General features: G+C 48.0%; 24 protein-coding genes. 3 read left to right on the forward strand and 21 right to left on the reverse strand.

From position 1 onward, the window contains the following. The 11 genes from OXG87_00995 to OXG87_01045 form a co-directional block, all read right to left on the reverse strand. A partial coding sequence (locus OXG87_00995) for a dockerin type I domain-containing protein (protein ID MCY3868097.1) occupies window positions 1-451 on the reverse strand: 451 nt, incomplete at its 3' end. A 41-nt stretch (window positions 452-492) separates the two neighbouring features. Next, a complete protein-coding gene (locus OXG87_01000) occupies window positions 493-3,843 on the reverse strand; it encodes an Ig-like domain-containing protein (GenBank protein ID MCY3868098.1) in 3,351 nt (1,116 codons plus the stop codon). A 172-nt stretch (window positions 3,844-4,015) separates the two neighbouring features. Continuing rightward, complete coding sequence (locus OXG87_01005) at window positions 4,016-4,417, reverse strand: hypothetical protein (GenBank protein MCY3868099.1); 402 nt, start codon at window positions 4,415-4,417, stop codon at window positions 4,016-4,018. A gap of 74 nt (window positions 4,418-4,491) precedes the next feature. Beyond that, a complete protein-coding gene (locus tag OXG87_01010; GenBank protein ID MCY3868100.1) occupies window positions 4,492-4,917 on the reverse strand; it encodes a hypothetical protein in 426 nt (141 codons plus the stop codon). Window positions 4,918-4,985: 68 nt separating this feature from the next. Beyond that, a complete protein-coding gene (locus OXG87_01015) occupies window positions 4,986-5,435 on the reverse strand; it encodes a hypothetical protein (protein ID MCY3868101.1) in 450 nt (149 codons plus the stop codon). Beyond that, the gene (locus tag OXG87_01020; protein MCY3868102.1) at window positions 5,432-6,031 is read right to left on the reverse strand and encodes a hypothetical protein; all 600 of its coding nucleotides are present in this window, start codon (window positions 6,029-6,031) and stop codon (window positions 5,432-5,434) included. The genes OXG87_01015 and OXG87_01020 overlap by 4 nt, the downstream gene beginning before the upstream one ends. A 128-nt stretch (window positions 6,032-6,159) precedes the next feature. Next, window positions 6,160-6,567 carry a hypothetical protein gene (locus OXG87_01025; GenBank protein MCY3868103.1) on the reverse strand — a complete coding sequence of 136 codons (408 nt, stop codon included), beginning with the start codon at window positions 6,565-6,567 and terminating at the stop codon, window positions 6,160-6,162. Between the two features lie 17 nt (window positions 6,568-6,584). After that, a complete protein-coding gene (locus OXG87_01030) occupies window positions 6,585-7,142 on the reverse strand; it encodes a hypothetical protein (protein ID MCY3868104.1) in 558 nt (185 codons plus the stop codon). A 58-nt stretch (window positions 7,143-7,200) separates the two neighbouring features. Next, window positions 7,201-7,644 (reverse strand): hypothetical protein, encoded by a 444-nt coding sequence (locus tag OXG87_01035; GenBank protein MCY3868105.1) that lies wholly within the window; start codon window positions 7,642-7,644, stop codon window positions 7,201-7,203. A gap of 37 nt (window positions 7,645-7,681) precedes the next feature. Next, window positions 7,682-8,053 carry an AraC family transcriptional regulator gene (locus OXG87_01040; protein MCY3868106.1) on the reverse strand — a complete coding sequence of 124 codons (372 nt, stop codon included), beginning with the start codon at window positions 8,051-8,053 and terminating at the stop codon, window positions 7,682-7,684. 239 nt (window positions 8,054-8,292) lie between these two features. Further along, window positions 8,293-9,120: a response regulator gene (locus OXG87_01045; GenBank protein ID MCY3868107.1), complete on the reverse strand. Its 828-nt coding sequence runs from the start codon at window positions 9,118-9,120 to the stop codon at window positions 8,293-8,295. 50 nt (window positions 9,121-9,170) lie between these two features. Between OXG87_01045 and OXG87_01050 the strand changes: the two genes are divergently transcribed. Next, window positions 9,171-9,359: a hypothetical protein gene (locus OXG87_01050; GenBank protein MCY3868108.1), complete on the forward strand. Its 189-nt coding sequence runs from the start codon at window positions 9,171-9,173 to the stop codon at window positions 9,357-9,359. 667 nt (window positions 9,360-10,026) lie between these two features. Here OXG87_01050 and OXG87_01055 read toward each other — a convergent pair. The 6 genes from OXG87_01055 to OXG87_01080 form a co-directional block, all read right to left on the reverse strand. Then, entirely contained in the window at window positions 10,027-10,656 is a 630-nt protein-coding gene (locus OXG87_01055; protein MCY3868109.1) for an outer membrane beta-barrel protein, read from the reverse strand. 331 nt (window positions 10,657-10,987) lie between these two features. Continuing rightward, window positions 10,988-11,608, reverse strand: coding sequence for a response regulator transcription factor (locus OXG87_01060; GenBank protein MCY3868110.1), 621 nt, complete (start codon window positions 11,606-11,608; stop codon window positions 10,988-10,990). Then, window positions 11,605-12,840 carry a GAF domain-containing sensor histidine kinase gene (locus OXG87_01065; GenBank protein MCY3868111.1) on the reverse strand — a complete coding sequence of 412 codons (1,236 nt, stop codon included), beginning with the start codon at window positions 12,838-12,840 and terminating at the stop codon, window positions 11,605-11,607. The genes OXG87_01060 and OXG87_01065 overlap by 4 nt, the downstream gene beginning before the upstream one ends. Further along, on the reverse strand, window positions 12,785-14,077 hold the full coding sequence (locus tag OXG87_01070; GenBank protein ID MCY3868112.1) for a mechanosensitive ion channel: 1,293 nt from the start codon (window positions 14,075-14,077) through the stop codon (window positions 12,785-12,787). The genes OXG87_01065 and OXG87_01070 overlap by 56 nt, the downstream gene beginning before the upstream one ends. A 23-nt stretch (window positions 14,078-14,100) precedes the next feature. Then, a complete protein-coding gene (locus OXG87_01075; GenBank protein MCY3868113.1) occupies window positions 14,101-16,173 on the reverse strand; it encodes a M3 family metallopeptidase in 2,073 nt (690 codons plus the stop codon). Between the two features lie 38 nt (window positions 16,174-16,211). Continuing rightward, window positions 16,212-16,850 carry an HAD family phosphatase gene (locus tag OXG87_01080; GenBank protein MCY3868114.1) on the reverse strand — a complete coding sequence of 213 codons (639 nt, stop codon included), beginning with the start codon at window positions 16,848-16,850 and terminating at the stop codon, window positions 16,212-16,214. A 61-nt stretch (window positions 16,851-16,911) separates the two neighbouring features. Between OXG87_01080 and OXG87_01085 the strand changes: the two genes are divergently transcribed. Next, window positions 16,912-18,549: a DUF2357 domain-containing protein gene (locus tag OXG87_01085; protein MCY3868115.1), complete on the forward strand. Its 1,638-nt coding sequence runs from the start codon at window positions 16,912-16,914 to the stop codon at window positions 18,547-18,549. A gap of 103 nt (window positions 18,550-18,652) precedes the next feature. Next, window positions 18,653-18,919, forward strand: a complete 267-nt coding sequence (locus OXG87_01090) for a hypothetical protein (protein ID MCY3868116.1) — start codon at window positions 18,653-18,655, stop codon at window positions 18,917-18,919. A gap of 4 nt (window positions 18,920-18,923) precedes the next feature. Here OXG87_01090 and OXG87_01095 read toward each other — a convergent pair whose 3' ends face one another. The 4 genes from OXG87_01095 to OXG87_01110 all read right to left on the reverse strand — a co-directional run bounded on the left by OXG87_01095 (window position 18,924) and on the right by OXG87_01110 (window position 22,761). After that, the gene (locus OXG87_01095) at window positions 18,924-19,883 is read right to left on the reverse strand and encodes a class I mannose-6-phosphate isomerase (protein MCY3868117.1); all 960 of its coding nucleotides are present in this window, start codon (window positions 19,881-19,883) and stop codon (window positions 18,924-18,926) included. 37 nt (window positions 19,884-19,920) lie between these two features. Further along, the gene (locus OXG87_01100) at window positions 19,921-21,132 is read right to left on the reverse strand and encodes an ATP-binding protein (GenBank protein MCY3868118.1); all 1,212 of its coding nucleotides are present in this window, start codon (window positions 21,130-21,132) and stop codon (window positions 19,921-19,923) included. Between the two features lie 243 nt (window positions 21,133-21,375). Continuing rightward, entirely contained in the window at window positions 21,376-21,924 is a 549-nt protein-coding gene (locus OXG87_01105; protein ID MCY3868119.1) for a Uma2 family endonuclease, read from the reverse strand. Window positions 21,925-22,050: 126 nt separating this feature from the next. Then, window positions 22,051-22,761: an SEC-C domain-containing protein gene (locus OXG87_01110; GenBank protein ID MCY3868120.1), complete on the reverse strand. Its 711-nt coding sequence runs from the start codon at window positions 22,759-22,761 to the stop codon at window positions 22,051-22,053. Window positions 22,762-22,767 lie beyond the last annotated feature (6 nt).

Raw genomic sequence — 22,767 nt, forward strand, 5'->3', positions numbered from 1 at the left:
CCTGATTGCGAACAGTGGCACTCAGCGTAAAGGATGCACCTGCATCCGGGCTGCTATCGCTGACTTTGGGCGATTCGACAATTAGGTCGGGAGGTGCAGTGCCCTGGCCCGATGGAGTTGGAGGAATTGGAGGGGTTGGAGGCTTCTGGGCTACGACGCTTTTGCCAAAGTTGTCGGTGAAGATTAGAAGGTCTTCAAAAGCAATTTTACCATCTCTATTGAGGTCGTATTTTGCCTCATACTTATCCTGGCCGTCCTCAGATCCAAACGCGTTTACAAACATCAAAAAGTCAGGAAAATCCACAATCCCGCTGCCGTCAAAGTCAAGAGAAGGTGGCGCAGTGGTCTCTAAGGCTACGGTGCTGGTCTGGGGGGATAGAATCAAGAAGATCAGGCTCAGCAGACTGGTTATGCCGAGTACGAAGGAGAGAAATTTAACAGGAGGTTTCATTTTCATGTCATGTTAGAGCAGTAGTTAATTCGAGGATCCTTTTAATTCGAAGATCCTTCTTTGCCGAAGGCATCGACAAAGATCAGAAAATCACCTATCCCAATAGTGCCATCCCCATCCAGATCATACCGCGTATCATACCCCGCATCGCCACGACTTAATCCAAACAGTTCCACAAATTCCAAAAAATCGGCAATATTGACAGTCCCATCGCCGTTAAAGTCGGGATTGGAAGGTCGAGATGGATCAGGAGTTTGAGGTGTGATATACGGCGACATATCCCACAAGAGAATTGTGCCATCCCCTGATCCGGAAGATAGAAGTATTCCATCTGGCGAGAACGACACGGAAAAGACGTTGTCCGTATGCCCTTCAAGAAGGACGGCGTTTCCCGTTGCTACGTCCCACAGCAGAACCGTGTCATCCAGAGACCCGGAGGATAGTATTGTCCCATCGGGTGAAAAGGACACAGAAGTGATTGCTTCTGTATGTCCTTTAAGCATGGCGGTTGTTGTGCGCGTGTTTACGTCCCACAGCAGGATTGTGCCATCTATTGATCCTGAAGCGAGTAGTCCATCCTTATCCTGCGAAAATGCCATAGAACTGATCACCTGCGTATGTCCTTCAAGTGTGGTGGTTATTGTGCGCGTGTTTACGTCCCACAGCAGGATTGTGCCATCCAAAGATCCTGAAGCAAGTATTGTCCCATCGGGCGAGAACGCGATAGAACTGACCGTCTGTCCGTCAAGTGAGGCAGTCGTTGTGCGCGTGTTTACGTCCCACAGCAGAATTGTGCCATCCAAAGATCCAGAAGCAAGTAGCGTTTCACTCTTATCAGGCGAGAACGCGACAGAACTGACTGACTGTCCTTCAAGAGTGGTGGTATTTCCCGTAGTAATGTCCCACAGAAGGATGTTTCCATCCAGAAACCCGGAAGCTATCAGTCTCCCATCTGGTGAAAACGACACAGAAAAGACATCTCCCGAATGTTCCTCAAGCCTGGTAGTCTGCTCTCTTCTCGCTGCGTCCCACAGGAGTATAGTGCCGTCCAGAGACCCGGAAGCCAGTAACATTTCATCCTCATCGGGAGAGAACGAGACAGAACTGACTGACTGCGTATGGCCTTCAAGGGTGGTGGCGTTTTCAGTCGTCACATCCCATAGCACAACCGTACCATCCGGAGAACCGGAAGCGAGTAGTAGCTCCCCATCCTCATCCTGAGATAGGGATACAGAATTGACATGATCTGTGTGCTCTTCAAGGGTGGCCGTATTTGTGCGTGTGGCTATGTTCCATAGCTTGATCGTCTTATCATCAGATCCGGAAGCGAGTGTTGTCCCGTCGGATGAAAATGTCACGGAATTGACATCATCTATATGTCCTTCAAGGGTGGTGGTGTTTTCCGTCGCGATGTCCCACAGCACGACCGTGCCATCCCCCAATCCGGAAGCGAGTGTTGTTCCATCAGGTGAAAAGGCTACGGAAAAGACATTGCCTCTGTGCGCTTCAAAGATGGTGGTCGTTGTGCCTGTCTGCACATCCCACAGTTTGATTGTTCTATCCAAAGACCCGGAAGCCAGTACCCCCTGGCGGGAAAACGCCACAGAACTGACCCAATCTGTATGCCCTTCAAGTGTGGTGGCATTTCCAGTTGCAATATCCCACAGCACGACCGTGCCATCCTTTCGCCCAGAAGCTATCAGTGTTCCATCGGGGGAAAATGCCACCGATTCTACTGACCTGGATGCCGTCAGCGTCTCTTTTTGTGAAAATGCTACGGGAGAGATTCCCCTGCGCGCTTCAAAAGTATTGGTATTTTGTCCCGTCGCGATGTCCCACAGCGCAACCGTGCCATCTACTGATCCGGAGGCCAGTTGCATCCCATCTCTTGAAAACGCCACAGAATTGACTGCGCTTGCAGAGGGTAATAGCATGAGTTCACGGGCGGTCGCCACATCGTAAAGCCATACGCCAATGCCACTTGCCACAGCGAGACTTTGACCGTTTGGCGAGAATGCAACCGCTTTGTCCCCTGTACCAATCGGTCCTTTTCCCAGGCGTGCGATTGCACCGTCGGGTACATGCCATGTTGGATAATCACCGTCCAGGTTCGGCACAGCAGGCGTTCCAATGCTCATTGCATGAAATGTTACCGGCTCAGGCCCGGCGATAGATACTTCAACGGTGTTTGTCCCCGGATTGGGACTAGGGGTAAGCGTAGCCTCAGCGCGGCCATCTGCATCGGTTGTTGCGTACTCAATCGTGAATCGTCCGCTGAGCTTTCCTGCACCGGCGGTAACTCTGAACGTGACTTGCACATCTGGTAAGGGATTATCGTTCTGATCTCGTACTTCGACGATTAGAGGATTCGCCAACATTGCTCTGGGTGTGCCCTGCTGGTTATCGCCGGAGATTTTTTTCAGTATATCAGGGCGAGGCTGCGTCCATTCAGATACGTTCCAAAGCCAGATCCTGCCATTTACGGCTCCGGAAGCGAGTAGCGTTCCATCAGAGGAAAACGCCATAGAACTGATCGCATTTTTATCTTCCTCAAGAGTGGTGATTTGTTTTCTTTTTGCCACGTTCCACAGTATAACCATGCCATCCACTGATCCGGAGGATAGTACTGTTCCATCTTGCGAAAACGTTACAGAACTGACGGCATCCGTATGCTCCTCAAAGGTGGCGATATTTGTGCCTGCCTGTACGTCCCATAGCTTGACTGTGTTATCATCAGATCCAGAAGCGAGGATTGTGCCATCGCGTGAAAACGACACAGAAGAGACATCATCCGTATGCTCCTCAAAGGTGGCGATATTTGTGCCTGTCGCGACATCCCACAGGAGGATTGTGCCATTCGCTGATCCGGAAGCGAGTAGCGTTCCATCTTGCGAAAATGCCATAGAACTGACGGCATTCCTGTGCCCCTCAAGGGAGGTGGCATTCTTTGTCGCGACATCCCACAGCAGGATTGCGCCATTCACGAACCCGGAAGCGAGCAATATTCCATCTGAGGTAAATGCTACAGCACTGACCACATCTGTCTGATCCTCAAGAATGGCGATATTTGTGCCCGCCTGCACATTCCACAACTTGACTGTGCCATCTACTGATGATCCAGAAGCGAGGAGTGTCCCATCGGGAGCAAATGCCACAGCACTGACCACATCCGTGTGTCCCTCAAAGGTGTCGGTATTGCGTCTGGTCGTCGCGTTCCACAGCACAACCGTGCCATCTCTTGACCCGGAAACGAGCATTGTCCCATCGTGTGAAAATGCTACGGATTCGACAGCATTGGTATGCCCTTCAAGGGTGTTTTGAGCGCGGCTATCCTGCACGAATAGCGAGAGGGCGAGAATAAAAAAGGTGGAATAAAGAATGAATTCTTTCATGGGTTTCACTCAATGATCTTTCAAAAAAATTCGATATAGTGGAGTTACCCCGCTTTGGATGCTAAAGTGCTTGGTGCGTTTTGACTAACGCGAAGATTTGCTGGGGATCGCGTCGGTCTCCTTTCTAACTACTGAGAAGGTACCCACCGAAACGGATCAAGTCCAGAGTTGTTTATTCAACCTCGTGAGCGGTCAGGAACATCGACTTTGCCAGAGATGTGAAGAAATTTTGATAGATTATTGGATTCCTAACAGGCCGACTGTAGTACGCATTCATCCGCACTAACACTTGCGTTTCTCCCCTTGTACGAACAGTAACTGTTATTCGCAATGAATATTTGTCGATTCTTCTGGCAGTAATTGTGCCAAGTGCTTCATTTGCTTTCTGCACGACAAAGCCGAAATCTTGAAGTGTGGCTATTATAGCTCTGAGTGTCTTATTCTCATCTGTAGTGTCGAATGCACGGGTTTGCATGCTCCGAATTTCTAATTGACTTTCATGTAATTCTATTTTTTGTGAAAATGACACACTCCCGGACAACCCAATTAATAAGGATGCGGCAATTGCGATCATCAGTATCCTGGAGATTTTCATATTGTTCCTCTGGTAGGGGTGTGTTGCGTCAATGAGGCCGACACAATGATCGTTTAATCAACCTCATGAGCAGTCAGAAACATCGATTTTTCCAGATACGTGAAGAATTTTTGATATACTGCTGGATCTTCAACACCCTTTTGCTTGTATTCCATATTCGCACGCACAAATACCTGTGTTTCACCTTTTGGACGAACAGTAACCGTTATTTGCAACCAATCGGTCCTTCTTGTGGCACTGACCACTCCAAGCACTTTGTTTGCTTCATCTATGAGAAAGTCGAAATCCTGAAGGGTGGATATTACACTTCTAAGCGTCTTTTTTTCATCTGTAGTGTCGAATGCACGGGTTTGCATGCTTCGCAACTTGACTTGACTTGTCTCCATTTTCATCAATTGCTTTTTGGGTGTTGCACATCCGGACAACCCGATTAATATGGAGGCGGCGATTACAGCCGCCAATATCTTGGGAATTGCCATATTTTATATCCCTTGAGGTATTTTTATTTGTATCGGTATTGCGTTGATGGGGCCGACACAATGGTCGTTTAATCAACTTCGTGAGCAGTGAGAAAAATTGATTTTTCCAAAACTGTGAAGAAATTTTGATATACTAATGGATTTTCAACAGCTTTCAGGCCATATTGAGCGTTTGCACGTACCAACAATTGGGTTTCGCCCCTTGGCCGAACAGTAACAGTTATTAGCAGTGGATATTTCTTCTTTTCCAAGAATTTATATTTAATGTGAGTTGTTTGGGCACTAACCGTTCCAATCACTTCATTTGCTTCATTCACGATATAGCCTAAATCCTGAAGTGTGGATATTACAGTTCTAAGCATTTTATCTTTTTCTGTCGTGTCGAATGCACGGGTTTGCATGCTTCGCAACTGGACCTGGCTTTCATCCATCTTCATCAATTGCTCTTTTGATGACGTGCATCCAGAAAACGCGATTGATGTAGCAATCGCGGCCATCAATATCCCGGAGAATTTCATATTTTTTGTCCTTCCAGAAAGACTGATTTTGAAAGAAGATCGAAGAACTTTTGATACATTTCAGGCTCATCCAGGCTTTGCATTCTGTCTATTTTGTCATCGGTATTCCAAACAATCCGCTGGAATGTCACCCTGACATAGTGCGTTTTATCGTTATCTTCTGATGTTGGACGGATAACAACAGACGCCCATAACTTTTGGTAGTCGTCAACAGGCGGAACATATATATCAACGTCGTCTTCACCTCCAAGAGCAGCCATAAGAGCGACAAGAATTGAAGCCGTTGTAACAAGCACTTGCCACGTCCGCTGTGTTGCATCAGGAGGTGCATCTCTGTTTTTTGAGCCAACGATAAGTCCGAGATTTGTCTCGCTCTCATTAATGATGAATCCCAGATCTTGAATTACACCAGTAGATGCCGATAAAAGATCGGCTTCTGAAATGCCTTCGTATTTTCTCGTTTGTAAGACCCTGTTTTGCAATGTGTCTGGTGTTAGTCTCAAGACATGTTTGGGCAAACTACTCCCACAGCCTGCCACAATCAGTGCCATTACAGTAAGCCATATTAATGGATATCTTTTCCCAGGGATGATCATACTTAATATCCTCGTAAAGCTGTATGGAGAGCGGCTCTTTGATGCGACAGTGCCAAAATTTTTGGTACTGTGAGGGATTTCTCTGGATATGGGGGTATGCGTCAACGAGATCGAAAAACGATGGTTGTTTAATCAACCTCGTGAGCGGTCAGAAATATCGATTTTGCCAGAGATGTGAAGAAATTCTGATATATTATTGGATCTTTAACAGCCTTTTGTTTGTACTGTACGTTTGCACGTACCAACAATTGGGTTTCACCCCTCGGCCGAACAGTAACTGTTATTCGGTATTGATGTTCGTCGAGTTTTGTGGCACTAATCATTCCAAGCGTTGCATCTGCTTTATCCAGGACATAGTCGAAATCTTGAAGTGTGGTTATTATAGTTCGAAGCATCTTATTCTTTTCTGTCGTGTCGAATGCACGGGTTTGCATGCTTCGCAACTGGACCTGGCTTTCATCTATTTTTAGCAAATGATTTTTTGATGTTCCACATCCGGATAACCAAATTAATACAGATGCGGCAATTGCGGCCATCGCTGTCCTGGAGAGTTTCATATTTTTTGCCCTTCCAGAAAGACTGATTTTGAAAGCCGATCAAAGAATTCTCGATATATTTCAGGCGCGTCCAGGGTCTCTTGTTTCGAAATTTTGTCAGCAGTATCCCAAACAATCCGCTGGAATGTCACACTGACATAGTGTATTTTATCGTTATCTTTTGATATTGGACGTATGACAACAGATGCCTTGAACTTTTGATAGTCATCAGTCTCATCACCCAAAAGCCACGAGTACCCGTAAGTAAGCAACACCTTAGTCCACCACCAAACCTCCTGCCCTATTTCAGTCGCATCTCTTTCCTTTGAGCCAACGATAAGTCCGAGTTTTGATTCACTCTCATCGATATTGAATCCCAGATCTTGAAGTACGCCAGCAGATGCCGATAGAATATCAACTTCTGAAATGCCTTCGTATTTTCTCGTTTTTAATTCCCTTTTTTGCAATAATTCTGGTGTTAGCTTAAAAGCATCTTTGGGGATACTCCCGCAACTCGTCAAAACTATTACCACTGTGGCAAGTAGTGGTAATAGAGGATTCTTTTTATACATCATCTATGACCTTCCTTGAAGTCGGTTCACAACTTCCACTTCTATAACTGATGTATTTGTCTCAGAACCGCGATGCGTGATACGCGAAGTCTCGTACTTTTTTATCTTCATCAAATTTTATGATTACAGTGAGGGTTCTCTGAGATGTTGAACTGGCTCCAGATGTGCCTGAAGCTCCGCCACCTCCCCCAAGAAACACATCGGCTATGCTGCTTATGAGGATGAGAGAAGCAATACCGCCTTCACTGGTCGAGTATGCTGTTTCCGTCGAGATTTTGTCATATATCCACACTTCACGCCGTTCTTCATCTGTTGAAACGATGTTTGGCGATCCGAGAACCTGGGCGACTTCGGCACCGCTCATACCAACTCTTATTTCCTTTTGGACCTTTCCGACAGTCATCCGATCGCCGGAATCATCCCGGACAGCCCGTCGATGCTGAGGGGTCATCATGCAACCCGATAGGAATACCACAGCCATTGCTGCTATCAGTAATTTTTTCATGTTACTCCTCCTTATAGTAATATTTGCCCTTGTGCTGTCAACTCCGCGAATTTGTCCTACTGTTCAAAATTTGTTGCAGTTTCCATTTTCTGCGATATGTCGTTGGGCTTTCCCCATACGTCGCTTTGAAAACCCTGCTAAACGTCGATAAGTACGCAAAGCCACACTGATAGGCAATTTCTGAAATGGAATCGGATGTGTGCTTCAACGCTTCTTCAGCCTTTGTTAGGCGCACATTCCGCAGGCACATCCTGAATGATTCTCCAAAATGTTTTTTGAACAATTCATATCCATAGGTCTTAGAAAACTTGAAATAGTGCAGGACATCTTCAAATTTCAGGTCTGGATTGGTGTAATTGTCTTCCAGAAATGATTCCAATCGGTTCTTCCACATATCTTGTGAAAGCATATATCTCTTAACTCTGGCCAAGAATTGGTCTCTCTCTATTGGTTTATCAAATACACTCACGGCACCAGCCGTTCGAGCAGATTTTGATCGACCTGTCGCGCTTCGACAGATTCGTATAAAAAATATATTGCTCCAAATTAGAGAGAATCAAGTTGTAAAATTTGTCCTAATGTTCAAAATTTGTTCCAGTTTCCACTTTTTTGCGATATGTGGTCGGATTATTACATATAAAAACTCTGCTAAAAGTCGATAAGGACGTAAAACCACATAGATAAGTAGTTTCTGAAATGGAATTTCCGGTATGTGGTTGGGTTATTTCCATATTTCGCTTTGAACACCCTGCTAAAAGTCGATAAGGACGTAAAACCACACCGATAAGCAATTTCTGAAATGGAGTCCGATGTGTTCTTTAACGCTTCTTCAGCCTTTGTTAGGCGCACATTCCGCAGGCACATCCTGAATGATTCTCCAAAATATTTTTTGAACAATTCATATCCATAGGTCTTAGAAAACTTGAAATAGTGCATGATGTCTTCAAATTTCAGGTCTGGATTGGTGCAATTGTCTTCCAAAAATGATTCCAACCGGTCTTTCCACATATACTGTGATGGCATATATCTTTTTACTTTGGTCAAAAATCTATCTCTCGCTATGGGTTTATCAAGTACACTCACGGCACCGGCCTTGATCAGTTGCTCGCCCAATTCTGCGGATCCCAAACTCGTCATGATCAGTATAGCTGTCTGAATTTTCTCTGCCTGCACATGCGTCAGCAGTGTTATCCCATCCATATCCTCTACCTGTGCCTCAACCACAGCGAGGTCAATTTTCTCCTTGTGTAAAATTTCAAGGCTTTTGTGCCCATTTTCCGCAGTGAATATTTCATACGATTTGTCTCTCAGGAATCTTTCAAGTGCTGAGATTACATGTGGCTCATGATCTACAATCAGAATTTTCTGCTTGTCCATATATTCCCCGCATTGTTGAATTTTGCTGTGAAAGAGACCGGGCATTGGGCAATACATCGCCTGCATCAGATCCTTTGCAAACACTCTGAGGTACATCATGGCGTATTTCATATAGATTGTCGTCACTCCTGCGGAGTCAGGAGTCCAGTATGGCAGGTTTACCTGTGGATTACGGCTTTAAGCATGCCGCAATGACGATAGCAAAATCGATATGCACTTCTTGCCACGATGCACCGAGTTACATCGGATTCAATACACGTAGAAATACCGCTGGCATACCGCATGGACTTGTCCCGTATAGAGTCATCACGGGACAGGTCTATGCAGTACAGGCCTGAAATATCTGTGCGGGAAATCTGAAGGAAAACAGCGTGATTGGGAGGTACACCGAGAGAGGATACTACTTGATCGCTTTCAGAACTATCCAGAGAAGGGGAATAGCTGCTGGTCTGAGAGGAAAGCGACCGCGGGTAAAACGAGGATATTCGGCTCAGCAGACTGGTGAAGCCGAGCGCGAAGGGAAAGAATTTGAGAGAAAGTGCCATGGTCAACCGTGTGAACAATTTTGCAAATTGGATTTGTAAGGATTTGTCTTAATGACTTACAAATCTCGAGATATTTGCATAAATATTTGTTTGTCAACAGCTTAAAAAAAACCGTTCACACTATTGATCGTGGCAATTCCCTCCCGATAGGATACGAAAACAGCGACAACGCTGCTGATATGGTAGGAGAGGCTCGATAAGGCTTGTCAGTCAACTTTGCCATCTGCCTCTGTTCCGTTTCTCACGCTTTGTCCCGTATAAAGTTTCAAAAAAATTGACAATTCTATAAGTCGTATTATAGAGACTTATGATTTTTACGGGTCGAGAATTTATCAATAGAGTGTCCGATTTGAAGTTAATATCTACGGTGAATTGTGGCGCGCCTGAGTGATTGACATTTACAAAAAGGCGACCCAAATCCATTGCGTAATGGATCGCCTTTTTTAAATTTTGCCTGTCACTATTTTCCTATAGGAAAACCGACACCGACCTGAAGGGCAATAGCTCGGTTCTTAACATCCTCTCCTTCGGCAATCGACAGGAGCCCCAAAGTGTACAGCAACTCGACTGAGAATGTCATCCCTTCGGACATCGCCATCTCAGTACCGATCCCTCCTGTAATGCCAAGGTCCAGGGTCTTGGGGCCATCTCCATCATCACCGCAATCCTCACCTGCGGCTTCGCACTTGACATTGATCCCTATCGCCGGTCCGGCAAGCACATACACAGAAGCTGCGCTCTCGGGCGGCGTGAGGTTGACGACACCCAGGCCCGAAAGCTCAATGTAATCCAAACTTACATCTGCACTGATACTAAGACCCTCTAAATTTGCACTAAGACCGTAACCCTTCTGCACATAGTCGCCACCGAGTCGAAGGCTGAATTTGTCCTGTATTGGGATAGTCGCAGAAGCACCGAGTTTGATGCCGGTTCGCGCATCCACATCTGCGCCATCAAAGTTCCCACTTGCAGACGCCCGACTCATGCCACCCCGAATGCCGATTGTGGTCTGGCCGAAAATGGAGGTGGGGAAGTTCATAGCTACCAGAGCTATGACGCTTATAACGATAGATCTACGCAGGTGTTTCATAGCTGCAACTCCTTTGAAAAATGGTTGTGTTGAGAGCGATCTCAACAGATGTATGTCCTGCACACGGTTTGAACTACCGCGTCCTTATAGACGATATATCGCTCTAAAAAATAGGCCCAATTTGACCTTAGATGTCAACCTCGCAAGTTTGTCCTGAAGTTCAAAATTTGTCCCAGTTTCCATTTTTTTGCCATATTGGGATAAAATCCCAAAAATAAAAGCCCTGCTTAAGCAAGCAGAGCTTTAGAGTAATTCAAACAGAACAGGTCGCAACTCAGACCAGTTCAACGTCAGTCGTCATCCTGTAAAAGGGGCCAAGTCCATATCTGTGTTAGATTAGTCCTCTCTGCATCGCAATCGCGGCGGCTTCTGTGCGGTTGCCCGCGCCGAGTTTGCCCAGGATTTCGCTGACGTGAAATTTTACCGTGCGTTCGGAAATGTTGAGTTGATCGGCGATTTCTTTGTTCAACAGTCCCGTTGCCAACAGGTGTAGCACTTCTTTTTGCCGTGCGGTCAATGCATCGGGATTGTTCACGCTGTCCAATAGTTTGGAAGCGATGAGGGGTTCGAGTAGGGATCCGCCTTCGTTCACCACGCGCACGGCGCGAAACACATCATCTCGAGGCGCGCCTTTGAGCAAATAGCCTTTTGCGCCAGCCCGCATCGCCGATACGATGCGCTCGTCCGTATCAAAGACAGTAAATACGATTACCCGCACGTTGCGTCCCAGTTCTCCCAGTCGCTGGAGCGTCTCTATACCATCTACGCGTGGCATCTCCAGGTCGAGTAATAGCACATCGGGGGTGCGTTCAGCGACCAGATGCAATGCTTCTGCGCCATCGCCAGCTTCTCCCACGACCTCAAAATCGGATTGCGTCTGTAGCATGGCAATCAGGCCATCGCGCACAACGGGATGATCGTCTGCAACGACAATGCGAATGGGTTTGCTCATATCTCGCGCTCCAGTGGGATGTGGATTTCCAAACGCGTGCCGCGGTCGGGCGCGCTTTCAATTGCAAATGAACCGCCCAGTAAATGCGCCCGCTCATTCAGGCCAATGAGGCCGTATCGATCTTCCCGCACGTTTTCAGGATCAAATCCGCGACCGTCGTCTTCGACTACGAGCTGGGCGTATTGAGGCGTTGACGTCAGTTCGATGAGGACTTTTTGGGCATCTGCATGCTGCGCGATGTTGTTCAATGCCTCTTGTGCCATGCGATATAAGCTCGCTTCTATTCTGACAGATAGGGGATGTTCGCCAATACTTTTTACGCGTACACGCGCTGCGCCGCCAATATTTTGCCCCAGGGTTTCCAGTGCTTCAATCAATGTGCGATTTTCAAGTGGTGCAGCGCGCAAATCCAGCACTGCCCGCCGCGCCTCTTCCAGGTTGTCGCGCGCCAGAGCTATGGCATCGCGCACGGTTTCGGACAGGATTTTGGGATCTGTATTGCCGTCGAGCAAGGCATCCAGAGTTTCCAGACGCATCAAGATCGCCACCAGATTCTGACCCAGAGTGTCGTGTAATTCCCGCGCGAGTCTGAAACGCTCATCCACTGCGCCAATTTCAACACTTTTTTCGTATAGACGCGCGCGTTCAATTGCAATGCTCATCAAGTCGCCCACTGTATTGAGCAAGCGCAGGTCTTCTTCCGAGAGTTCACGCCATTCTGCACTGCCCACATTTAATACGCCCACTTTTTTTTCCTGAGCGTACAGCGGGATACTCGCGTGATACTGCAATCCGTCTGTGCCTTCTACAAGTCCTTTCAGGCGGCTACAGGCCACGACATTTACATTTGCCGCACCCTTCAAGTCGCCTTTCTCGTACGTGTCCAGGCAATAGCACCAGCCGCCCATTTTGCTCGGGTTGTCGCGCAATACGGGGGGCAGGTTTTGCGCGGCAGCCAGATAGGGTTGGTGTGTGTCTTCGTGCATGAGCCAGATCCAACTCGTACTCAAACCGAGCAATGCAGCTACTTTTTCAAGTGCTGTTTCGAGGGCTTGATCGAGATTGACGGATTGGTTGAGCGCATGGGCAATCGCGTTGAGGATTGAGAGTTCGCGATTGCGTTGTTTGAGTTGGTCTGACATAAGACAAGTGAGTTCGTGTTCGCGAATTGGGTTTTCAGCCTCTTCGGCCCGGTGGCGGTATAAATCTTTTACTGAGATGCTTAAAATCATGTCCTGTTGGTGCCTGGAATACACTGAGGTCAAATTCGGGTACTACGGATAGGATGTGGTCGAAAATATCCGCCTGAATCGCTTCGTAGTTCGCCCATACCGTATCGCTACAGAAGACGTAAATTTCTATTGGCAAGCCGTGTTCCTGTGGCGGCAGTTGTCGCACCAAAAATGTCATCTCCAGGTTGACTTTTGGATGATTTTTCAAATACGCGACGATGTATGCCCGAAACGTACCTACGTTGGTCATGCGCCGCCCATTTACCAGACTCGACTCATCTATCTCTTGCGTCTGGTTGAATTTTGCCAACTCGTCTTTCTTGTGTTCGATATAGGCAGCGATATATTTGATTTTTGAAAATCGCGCCAACATCTCTTCGTCACAAAATTTGATTGTTTGAATATCGATTAAAATTGACCGCTTGATCCGACGGCCACCCGATTCCTGCATGCCGCGCCAGTTCTTAAATGATTCGCTGATCAATGAATACGCGGGGATTGAGGTAATCGTTTTGTCCCAATTTTGTACCTTTATGGTGGTCAATGCCACTTCGATCACATCCCCATCTGCGCCGTATTTTGGCATTTCAATCCAATCGCCCACGGCGACCATTTTATTCGCACTCAGTTGTATGCCCGCGACCAGTCCCAGGATGGCATCTTTAAATACCAGCAAAAGCACGGCCATCAATGCACCCAACCCGCTCAGAAAATATACGGGGTTGCGATCTAACAAAATTGACAAAACCAAAATGCCGCCTACAAAATACGTCAGAATTTTCAAGACCTGCACAAACCCCCTGCCGGGGACTTCGCGGGAGATCTCAAATGTCTGATAAACAGATAGCACGGCATTGAGGAATGCCGCAATGCTCCAGATGCTGATTAACACGACAAAAATCTGCACAGCATCTCGAACAATTGCTACGCAGTAATCCCGGTCTGCTTCTGTCATTCCCGCAAATGGCAAGTCGGCCAAAAGGTAGATGACCACTGCTGGAGCCAGGTGTGCCAACCGGTCCAGAACCCGATGCTCCACAAATGCATCGTCCCAGGGTGTTGTCGTTTTTTCTATCACGTACTTTAACGTTCGCAGAGCTATGCGCTTCACGATAAAATCGGCAATTACACTGAGTGCCAGAATGCACAGGCCCACCAATAGTGGTGCAGTCCAATTTTGAGCCATATCTGGTTCGACACCCAAGCTGAGTAACCAGTTATAGAAGAACTCCAGCATAATGATTTCCTTCGTTTTTAACTTTACAACAGGTCATTGTGCCGCAGCAATGCCTCTGTGCTCGGTTCGCGCCCGCGAAATTCTCGGTACACATCCATGGGGTGTTTGCTGCCGCCCAGTGCGAGAATTGTGTCGCGGAATTTGCGTCCGGTTGCTTTCACGGCTTCTTCGTCATCCAGCCCGGCCTCTTCAAACGCGCCGAATGCATCTGCGCTCAATACCTCTGACCATTTGTAGCTGTAATACCCGGCGGCATAGCCTCCGGCAAAAATATGGGAAAATGAGCACAAGAAGCGACTTTCTGGCAGGGGGGGCAATACGGACATTTCTTCGGTTACCCTGCGCTCTACATCAAAAGCCGTTTCTTCGCCATCTGGATCGTAGGTGGAATGCAGTAGTATGTCTGTTTTTCCAAAGGACAACTGGCGCATCATCAAAGACCCCGCCTGAAATGTGCGCGCGGCGACGATTTTCTCAAACAGGTCATCTGGCAAGGGTTCATCCGTTTCTACGTGTGCGGTCATTCCAATTAGTGTGGGTTTTTGATAACACCAGTTTTCCATGAACTGGCTGGCAATTTCCACGGCATCCCATTCCACACCGTGCAATCCCGCCACATCGGCATAATCAACGGTCGTCAACATGCCCTGCAATCCGTGTCCAAACTCGTGAAACAGGGTTTCCACTTCTGAAAAACTCATCAGCGATGGCGTGTCACCCACGGGCGGCGTGCCATTGCACACGAGATGTACTACGGGCAAGCGAAGTTCGCCGTTGAGCCATCGCCGTCCCAGACAGTCGTTCATCCACGCGCCACCACGCTTTTCTGCTGGACGAGAATAGGGGTCCAGATAAAATGACGCGATGCGCTCGTCATCGCGGAGCACTTTGAAGAATTGCACATCTTCATGCCATTTGTGCGCGTTTTCATCATCTGCCCGCGCGATCTCAATATCAAAAAGGCGTTCTGCCAATGCAAACATGCCATCGAGTACTTTGGGTAGCGGGAAATAAGGGCGCAACTGGTCGTCGGTATAATCGAATTTTTGCTCGCGCAACCGCTCTGACCAGAAGGACGTATCCCAGTGCATGACTGGCTCTTCCTGACCACTTGCCTTTGCCAGTGCTTCCAGCGCGCCAAAATCATTTTCGCTATGGGGCTGCGAAGCCGCTTGCAATTCGCCGATCATGCGCTCGACAGATGCTACATCGGGGGCCATTTTGACATTCAGGCTCCTGTCAGCATAGGTCTCAAAACCCAGGAGTGCAGATTGCTCTTTGCGCAATTTTAAGGTGCGTGCTATCAATTTGCTGTTGTCCCATTCGCCAGAGGATGCGCGCTGGATGTATGCTTTGTAAACTTGCTCGCGGTGGTCGCGCACGCGGTGGTGTTGCATAAAGGGATAAAAGCTCGGGAAATCCAGTGTAATGCGCCAGGGACCATTTTCCGGTGTGGCTTCGCTGCCTTCATTGGCCTGTGCATAAGATTGTGCGGCTACTTGTCGCAAACTGTTCGGCCAGTCTTCTGTATCTTTTTTATTTTCAATAATTAGTTCATAGGCTTTGGTCGCATCCAGTACATGATTGGAAAAATCTGTACTAATTTGCGACAATTCTTTGGCGATTTCATTAAAGCGTTCTTTTGCTGTGCCTTCTAATCCCACTCCGGCGTGTTCGGCTGCGCGAATTTTCAGATCGATACATCGCTTTTGAGCCTCATCTATCTTTGCCCATTCCTCGCCGTCTCGAATTGCCACCAGGCCTTCGTAAATGGGACGGCTTTGCTGCACGCGCAGACCAAATGCCACGACGTCTTGCAGAACTACCTCGTGTGCTTCGCGCAAGTCATCGGAATTTTTTACGCTGAGCAAATGGCCCACTGGTCCCCAGGCATAAGAAAAGGGCACGTCGAGTTCTTCGAGCGGGACGAGCAACCCATTCCACGATGGGGTCATGTTTTGCTCCAATGCCGCAATCTGTTTCTCTGCTTCTGATAGCATATGTTTTACGCCCGGTACAACGTACTCCGGTTTAATTTCGTCGTACCGCGGCAATCCCTCTTTGACCAGCAGGGGATTGTTTTTTAATTCACTCATCACACATACCTCATTTTGTTAAGAGCTTAAAAATAGATTCAACCTAACTTCTCTATCTCCTCTACGACATCTCGCACCGAGTTCAGTATTTTATACGCAGATGAAAAATCTCCGTATTTCGACAATGCATTTGGCACGGCGAGCACGCGCAAGCCAGCCGCTGCTGCCGCGACACATCCGCGCTCGGAATCCTCCACAACAACGCAGTCATCGGGTTGTAGTCCGTGCAATCGCATGGCCGTTAAATACGCATCTGGATGTGGTTTTGCTTCTTCGTAATCTTCTCTTGCTAGCACAAAATCGAAGAATGGGAGTAAATCCGTCTTTGCGTGAACAATGTCGAAGTGATCTCTGCGAGAACCCGTCACGATGCCCATTTGTACGCGGCCATAGAATGTTTTGAGTGTTTCGACCACGCCATCCACGACCTGCACGCCTTCGGCTAATAATGCGCTGTACCGCGCGTTGCGTTTCAAGCGTAGTTCCTCGATCAATTCGGCATTTTGATCGGGTAGAAAATCGAATACACTCAGTCCTTTTTTTAACGACTGTTCGGCAAAATCCCTATGCGTTAGTTCAACGCCTTGTGTTGCCAATACCTCATGTCCTGCCTGAAAATACAGACCTTCGGTATCTACCAGCACCCCATCGTTATCCCATAAGATTGCACGAATCACAACTCCTCCTTATATTCACTACTGCAGGCGACCTCCGTAAAATGGTTGAAGACAAACCCTTTTGAAATCTACGCGAACAATGGACTCAGGTCAACACATCCGCGCTTCCTTTTCGAAAACATCCGATGGTCTTGTCGCAGGAAATGATTATGCCCGCATTTTGCTCTCTCCCGTGCAGGGGCAGGTATTTTCCGATCATCTGGTTGAAGCCACTGAATGCAACTGCCTTGTCCGTCCGCTGAATGGGGAAGATATTTCGGTCTATATCGATGATCAACCCGTCGAAAACCTTGGTTTTCTCCGCGATGGGCACGCGCTATGGGGGCGGCTCGCAACGGGTGATCATCCTGGGCATATTCGTTTTTGCGTTCGCTCAGACGATGTCGATCTGCTCTATGCCGAACTCGATGTGCGTCCCTCGCATCTCGACTACGAAACCGATTATCAAATCATGCGCGCCGATCTCGAGCGCATCAGCCGCGAACTCGTTTACCTTTTGCCCGATCAAACCCGTATTACGACTCATCTGATGGATGATAGGGGTAGCAATTTAGACTTTCATCAGGTGCTGGATCGTCTTTTGAATCAACTCGTCCGCACTTTACATGCGATTCTCAAACGCCCGCATCGCCGTCTCAAAACCGTTCAACGCATCCGCGCGGTTGACCGCGCACAGGGCCGCGATCCCGATGCTATTGTGGATATGATTCGCTCGCCACAATTCTGGACGCATAGCGGGACCGATCTCCCACATTTGCCTATAGCGGACGGTATTGAGTGTACGCATTTGCGCGAGACCCATCGCCATTCCGATATTGATACGCCGCTCAATCGCCATCTCGTTGCACGCTTAAAGCGTCTGTCATTGCGCGCGAGATCTATTGCACATACCGATTTGGGGCATCGCCTGAAAATATACGTGGATCGCTGCCTGCGGTTGCTCCCTTTGCCACCTGCGCGACGCGATGACGCTTTGCCCGTTCATGTCGATGTGCGTTACCAGATGGCTTTCGCGCTTATCCGCGATCTCAATCGCGCGCTTGCGCCCTGTACAGGTGGCCCATTTGATTTGTCCTTTCGCGATACACACGCACTTTACGAATACTGGGTCTATTTTAAGCTCGTTTATACGCTGTGCGATATTGGCTTTGTTCCGATCCGCGACGATAATCTTTTTCGCCTGACCAACCGCGGTCTGAGCGTTTCTCCCGCGCAGGGCGAACCCTCTGCGATATATCTTCAGCGCGGCGAGTACCGCATCCGTTGTCTCTACAATATGACCTATACCACCTCGTCGGGACGTGCGCTCACCCATGATCTGAGGCCCGATATGATTATCGAGATCAACAACTCGAATGCATGTGCTGGAATGTCTAAATCCAGTAGGGAACGCGCTATTTATGCATTTGACGCCAAATATCGTCGCGAAGATTACAATGGGACGTGGATTCCCATGCGCGAAGATATTGATAAGATGCACGCTTATCGGGACGCTATTGGACAGGTGATAGATACAGATTTTCAACGCATTCTCAAAAGTGCCGTTGTTCTGTTTCCCGCTCAGGTGGATTCCGCGTATCAGACCCACGCTTTTTATACCAGTTTGTCTTATGGAATCGGTGGCCTCCCGCTCTTGCCGGGGGATGCAAATACGTTATCTGCCCTGAAAGAATATATCAAAGAGCATATTCTTTCATAAAAACTGGACCGACCTTCGCCGATCCGGTTGTGCATTTTTTTTATTTCGCTATATTTGCAAATATCAGATGTGACTTTCCTCCAGTTTCTTTCCCAATTTTTATATGATGACCGATTCCCAACTTCTGCAAGAATTTGAAGCCCTTGCCCATCGCCTGAATATTCCCTTATTTCGCGAAGATCTCATGGGTGGTACAGGTGGCCTGTGTGTCGTGCGCGGCGAACAGCGCCTGATTCTCGATTACCGCCTCGATGTGCCCACGCAGGTGGATATCCTCGCACATGCTTTTTCCCAATTGCCCCTCGATGATGTTTTCATCAAGCCTTCCCTCCGCGCCCGCATTGACCTCTACGGCGAAGCACAGGTTTAGCGATCTACCCACAGGATGAGATTAAATATTCCACGTTTTCTTCTGGTGAGACGGTGACGGTGCGATTGGCCGGGATGAAGAAGGTATCGCCTGTTTGAGCGGTGAAGGTTTTGTTTAATTGGGCTTGACCGGCGAGGACGGTGAGTGCCGCGAATGTGGGATAGGCGTGCTGGACGATGCCAGCAGGGGCGAAGCGTTCGAGACGGAAGTATTCGGTGTCTTCCGCTCCGATGAGTGTGGCCTTTGCTTCGTGACGTGAGTTCCGCGGTTCTGGCGCGGGTGCGTCAAAGGCGATGACGTCGAGGGCGCGGTCAATGTGCAGTTCGCGCGGCTTGCCGTCGGTGCCGGGACGGTTGTAGTCGTAGATGCGAAAGGTGAGGTCGCTGGATTGTTGTACTTCGTAGATCATGACGTTCTGGCACAGGGCGTGTACTGTGCCGGGCGGTACAAAGATTACATCGCCTTCCTGTACATCGAAGAATTGCACGGTGTCCTGTACGCGGTTTTCGCGGATGGATAATTTCAAGCTGTGTTTATCTACGCCGTCTTTCAGGCCACAAGCCACGCGCCCCTGGTCTGATTTGAGTATGTACCACGCTTCTGTTTTGCCATACGTGCCCAGGTTTTCTGTACGGGCGTAAGTATCGTCGGGGTGTACCTGAATGGAGAGGTCGTCGCGTGCATCGAGGAGTTTGATGAGCAATGGGAATTCGGTGCCGTAACGCTGGATAACGCGCTGTCCGAGGAGGTCTGCGCCGTAAATTGCGACGAGGTCGGCGAGGTTTTGTCCGGCAAGGGGACCGTCTGCGACAATGCTTTCCATCCCCTTGTATGCCGAGACTTCCCACGATTCGCCAATGGGCACATCCGGGGGAAGTGCTTTGTTGTAGTGTGTCCCCAGGCTGCGCCCTCCCCAGACGGTTTCGCGGAGGTAGGGTTTTAAGGGTAAGAGGTCGGGTATCATAGATGCTCCTGCTATAGGGTAGTCTTGTGTCTGTCCGTCAAAGTGCAGATACGGGAATCGACATAGCAATTTCTGTGAGTGGTAAAAGTTGTTCTGATAAGCAGATTACGCCGCCCGGCCCAATGGGCAGGTTTAATTTTTTTAGTACGCGAAAATTCTGGATGTGGTTTTTGTGAGGGGAAGCGGTTTTTTTGATTTCCAGCGGATAGATTGTACCATCCCGCAAGATGAGGAGATCTATTTCTTTTCCGTCTCGATCCCGGTAGTAATAGAACGGGGGCATGTGACCGTTGTGCCGGTAGCTTTTCAACAGTTCACTCACGATCCACGATTCCAAAATGGGGCCGGACATTGCGCCAGCTTCCAGCGTTTCAGGACTGGACCATTCGGTGAGGTAGGCACATAGCCCGGTGTCGAGAAAATAGAGTTTGGGGCTTCTCACCAGTCGTTTGGTGAGGTTGGTATAATAGGGTTCCAGAAGATAGATGATTCCGGAAGCCTGTAAAATGGAGAGCCATGTTTTTGCCGTGTTTGGCGCGACATCCGCATCGCGCGCCAGGTCTGAAAAATTTAACATTTGTGCGGTTCGGGCAGCGGTAGCTCTGAGAAATCGGAGGAAGGATAGCTCATCGCCCACCCGGGCGAGGTCCCGAATATCGCGCTGGAGATAGGTTTGCAAGTATGAACTGTAAAATAGATTCCAATCCATCTGGTCATCCAGAGCAATGGCTGGAAAGTCGCCGCGCCATATTAGCCTGTAGAGTTCTTTCAGGCCGAGGGTATCTCCGGTCTGGAGTCTGTTGTGAACAGTGTCGGGGATCGGTAAGAATGGAGAAGCGTCACTCCCGATTCTCTCGCGTCTTGAAAGACCAAAAAGCTGCACGATACCCACTCGACCAGCTATAGATTCAGATACGCCTTTCATCAGATGAAATTGCTGCGATCCCGTAAGCCAGAACTGACCGGGGGATCGGTCTCGATCCACGGCGATTTTGATATGGGGCAATAGCTCTGGCGCGTATTGGATTTCGTCGATAAGCACGGGCGGCGGGTAACGCTGCATGAACAGGGCCGGGTCTTCTTTTGCCAGACTCTGGACAAGCGGATCGTCCAGGGTGATGTATGTTCGATCTGGTTCGCTTAAGTGCCGTAGAAATGTCGTCTTGCCAACCTGTCTGGCTCCAGAGAGCATGAGTACGGGAAATCGGGAAGATGCGACAAAGGATTCAAGTGTGCGGGAAATGTACATTTTGATATACCCAAAAAAACGGCTATTTTGCAGTGTGATTGCAAAATAGCCGAAATTTTAGGTGTTGTCAAGGGCTGTTGGGCATTTAAAAATGCCGATTAAGTTAAAATCATGGTGTACTTGCTCATCCAGGAAAATGTCGAGAAAAAGAGCTATCAGTGGTCAGGGATCAGCCAATCATACGCCGTAGAGCCGTCATCGCGGCGTGGTGTTGAGCCGCGATCCAGAAGGTTTTTTGTCATTTTAAAATATATCGTCGAGGTTCAAAGTGAATCCTTGCAATGTGGGCGAAGTCAATGTTTCCCCTTCGCCGTAGGTATTGACGACCTCGAATCCTCGCTCGCCAAGGCGCAGAATTGTTATATTTTTTTCGGTAAGATCTACCATCCAGTATTCGGTTATGCCGTGCTTGGCATACAAACTGCGCTTGAAGGTCTTATCGCGTGCGGCTGTGGAAGGAGACAGAATTTCGACGACGAGGTCCGGCGCGCCTTGAATATTTGCGGGAGTGATGATATCGGCGTGCTCATTAGAGACGAAGATTAGATCTGGCTGCACCACATCCGTGTTCGATAGCACCACATCGAAGGGCGCGTGATAGATCCGGCCCAGGCGATTCTCAACCGCGAACTGAACCAATTTCGTCCCTAACAGGATGGAAACACGTTGATGAAATTCTTCCGGTGAAGAGAGCGCAACTAAATCCCCATCCAAAAGTTCGTAACGCTTGTCGTCCGGCGTGTTCAGGTAGTCATCGTAAGTAAATTTAATGAGAGGATTTGGGATAGCCATTTTGAGGTAATCTGCCGAACTCTATTGGGTGGTATTGATAGTCATAACTCAATTGTTCGGCGGTAATAAAGTGCTGCGGAATTGCTATCCATTCCAGAGGGGCTTAGCCGAGGGTGTGTTTCCGGACTAAAAAATAAAACTCGGATCAAAGAGGCCACTTGCACGCTGAGGAGTCGAGTGTCTGGTTAATGAAGGCTTGACTAAAGGCGGTTCAACAATATGGCGTTTTATATGTTCTACTTCATTAAGATGACATTTTTTGTACTTTTTGCCACTTCCACAGGGACATAAGTCGTTTCTACTAAGATTACTCTTAGCTAAATTGAGCATTTCTTTTATGTACTCTATTTGTCCTTCGTCTCCATGAGAATATTCTCCCCAAAGTTCATTTCTGGCAGCAGTGATACCAAATTTTTCTGTGTAAGAGAGACGATAAAAAAAAGGGATTATCAAATTTATAATAAAATTGTTGACTCTGAGATTTCTCTCAGGCCCAGGTTTTATTCCCAGGCAACAAGCACCATCATCCGAATACATATGTAAGTCAATGATTTTGACTTTACATTTTTTTGCAATTTCAGGGTGTCTGCCTCCCATTTCATATACTTTTGGCCAACCATTAAAGTCTATGGAATCTAAATGAATCTCTATTTCGAATACATCTTGGATAAAGGTATTCCGTTCTTCATTGCCATTCCCTATTATTAGATGCCCAGACACTTGGTCATAGTAGGCGCAAAAGTCAAGCTCTCCCGCTATTTTTTGGGCTTTTGCTTCGAAGTGCAAGTTGGGAAAATGCGATTCTAACCATTGAATTTCTTTGTCATTTACCTTCATATTTAC

It is taken from the genome of Gemmatimonadota bacterium (assembly GCA_026706845.1).
GTDB lineage: Bacteria > Latescibacterota > UBA2968 > UBA2968 > UBA2968 > VXRD01.